We start from the raw sequence: 2,924 nt of genomic DNA, 5'->3' as shown, positions 1-2,924 counted from the left end.
AAAGCGAAGCGACAGCAACAAATGTTTTAACTGTGCGAAAGCGAAGCGACAGCAACAAATGTTTTAACTGTGCGAAAGCGAAGCGACAGCAACAACAAAGCACCCAGCCGGAACGGAAATCAACCCCACGTCATGGTGATGAGCCTGTTTTTCTGCACTTTACAATTTATGATGGCATATAATATTTAAAGCGTTTAGCGTTTTATGTATAAAAAGTTATGTTATATTAAATAGTAGATATTAGATGAAAGGGACGTTAAAAATGATTGTAAAAACGCAAGAAGAAATTGAAGCCTTTAAAAAAATTGGCCGTATTTGTGCTGAAATTCGTGAGGCAATGAAGGCAGCTACAAAACCAGGGGTAACAACACTTGAACTAGATGAAATTGCAGGTCGTATGTTTGCAGAAGCAGGAGCAATTTCTGGACCTAAAGGGGAGTATGATTTCCCAGGATACACATGTATTAGTGTTAATGAGGAAGTTGCACATGGTATTCCAGGTAAACGAGTGATTAAAGAGGGAGATATCGTAAATATAGATGTATCTGGTTCTCTAAATGGCTACTTTGCTGATACGGGCATTTCATTTGTAGTTGGTGAAGGCTATGAGGATAAAGAAAAGCTGTGTCGCGTAGCCAAAAGTGCTTTCGACCGTGCAATGACAAAAGTAAAAGCAGGATCAAAATTAAACCAAATCGGAAAAGCTGTTGAGCGTGAAGCATATGCCAACGATTTAACAGTAATTATGAACCTAACAGGTCATGGTTTAGGCCGTTCTTTACATGATGAGCCAAATCATATTTTAAACTATTATGATGCATGGGATTCAACAATTATGAAAGAGGGCATGGTGCTTGCAGTTGAGCCATTTATCTCAGCGAAAGCGGAGCATATTGTGGAATCCGGTGATGGCTGGACATTCGTTACACCAGACAAATCATTAGTTGCTCAAATCGAGCATTCAATTATCGTTACAAAAGACAAACCAATTATTTTAACTACACTTGATGAACAATAAAAAACTAAAATCCTGCTAACCAATTTATTTTTGGTAGGCAGGATTTTTTTTAATAAATATTATACCGACAAGTAGCACTCCACATAAAAACAAAGCTGCTGTCGTCACAAGTAGCTCATCAAAACCATTATGTAATGCAACCCCAATATAGGACCAGATAAATACACTTGGGTAGATAATATCAAAATAATGAAATCGAATATGTAGCGCTATTGCTGCTCCAATTGTCAGTAAAATAACTGCCCAAAGTGGATCACTAAGGCCAAGACCATTCCATTGATAAGATGTTAGCGTAAAGCTTACATTTGTCATCAGGCTAAACGTAATCCATCCGAAATAAATCGAGAAGGGGATACGACCTGTGAGTGAATTATTGCTAAGGGGGTACGTTTTATACAACTTAAATAAATACAGTACTAAAATGAACGTACTGACAATTGACACGATAAACAATTCGTGATGCCAAACAACGATTGCTAACGCCTGCATGATACATATGCAACTAAAGAGAACAGTCTGTTTCATAGATGTCTTTTTTAGATTCATAACTAACCAATAACCAAGAAATATGTAAACCACAATCCAAATCGCATAACTAACATTAAAAGGTGCAAATATTACTGGAAAACGATTTGAGATTTCTAAAGAAGATTGACCGTTTATTTTCATGAAATAGGATGAAAAGGTTAGGATGAGTGAGACAATATAAGTGATTGTCATCAAAAAAAATCGAGGCATGCTTTCCTCTCCCTTCGTGTTAAATTGTATAGGGAAAAGACAAATAAGTATAGGACTGTAACATTATATTTTCATTATAACGGAAACTACCAACAATGTATCGTGTTGTTTCGCTAAAATTATCTACAATTTACCATTTACATAGGCATTCATATTTTTCTTTAGTACAATAAGAATATTCAAATGTAAGGAGTGAAGTTTTAATGACTCAAAATTTAAATGATCTAGATTTATCAGTTCAACTGGATAAGAAAATGTATAAGAAGAAATTAAAAGTACTCCAATATGAAATGTTAAATGCTCAACAGTTTTTATTGAACAATAAAATTGGGCTAATTTTAGTATTTGAAGGTATGGACGCTGCTGGTAAGGGTGGCGCTATTAAGCGTCTAATTGAACGTGTTGACCCACGTGGCTATGTCGTACACCCAATTGCAGCACCTCAGCCTCATGAACTGCGCTACAATTATTTACAACGCTTTTGGAGAAAGCTGCCACAGCATGGACAAATCGCTATTTTTGACCGCTCATGGTATGGTCGTGTATTAGTTGAGCGTATTGAAGGATTTGCAACAACAGAAGAGTGGTCTCGTGCATACGAAGAAATTAATAATTTTGAAAAGATTTTAACAGCAGGAGATTATATTGTTATTAAGTTTTGGCTTCAAGTATCTGACGAGGAGCAGCTTAACCGTTTTCAAGAACGCGAGCAGGATCCATATAAGTCTTGGAAGTTAACAGATGAAGACTGGCGAAATCGTGAAAAAACACCTCAATATATAGAAGCTGCAAATGAAATGTTTGAAAAGACCGATAAGAAAAGTGCTCCATGGGTTCTAGTACCAGGAGACGATAAAAAATATGCTCGTGTTCAGGTGCTTCAAGAAACACTAGCACATATCGAACGTGAGGCAAAAAAACGTGGCCTTCATTTAACGAATGTATTAGATACAGCGCATTTAGAGGATGCTGAATCGTCTAGCCTTGAATTGCTAGAGAAGCAGCCAAAAAACAAAAACAAAAAATAAAATAATGTTATGGATGCTGTAACAACAAGACGAGATGTTTTAGTTGTAGCAGCATCTTTTTTTACATACAATAAAGTAAAACTTCAATCAGTGGGTTATTTTACCACTGATTGTTAGTTGAACCAATCGGGCTTTTACGG

4 protein-coding genes are annotated in these 2,924 nt (G+C 36.3%); 3 read left to right on the top strand and 1 reads right to left on the bottom strand.

What is annotated here, in order from left to right; translation table 11 throughout:
- A partial coding sequence (locus ACQKNC_RS21350; RefSeq protein WP_427426728.1) for a hypothetical protein occupies positions 1 to 182 on the top strand: 182 nt, incomplete at its 5' end.
- An 80-nt stretch (positions 183 to 262) separates the two neighbouring features.
- Entirely contained in the window at positions 263 to 1,018 is a 756-nt protein-coding gene (map, locus tag ACQKNC_RS21345; RefSeq protein WP_427426727.1) for a type I methionyl aminopeptidase, read from the top strand.
- Between the two features lie 24 nt (positions 1,019 to 1,042).
- Here the strand turns inward: map and ACQKNC_RS21340 are convergent, their stop codons facing one another.
- Positions 1,043 to 1,756, bottom strand: coding sequence for a hypothetical protein (locus ACQKNC_RS21340; RefSeq protein WP_427426726.1), 714 nt, complete (start codon positions 1,754 to 1,756; stop codon positions 1,043 to 1,045).
- Positions 1,757 to 1,959: 203 nt separating this feature from the next.
- Between ACQKNC_RS21340 and ACQKNC_RS21335 the strand changes: the two genes are divergently transcribed.
- Entirely contained in the window at positions 1,960 to 2,784 is an 825-nt protein-coding gene (locus ACQKNC_RS21335; RefSeq protein ID WP_427426725.1) for a polyphosphate kinase 2 family protein, read from the top strand.
- Positions 2,785 to 2,924 lie beyond the last annotated feature (140 nt).

Origin of the sequence: Lysinibacillus sp. NPDC094177, assembly GCF_050279145.1 — a bacterium.
Taxonomy (GTDB): domain Bacteria; phylum Bacillota; class Bacilli; order Bacillales_A; family Planococcaceae; genus Lysinibacillus.
The sequence above is the reverse complement of the archived record's forward strand: the minus strand, read 5'-3'. Positions and strand labels throughout refer to the sequence as shown.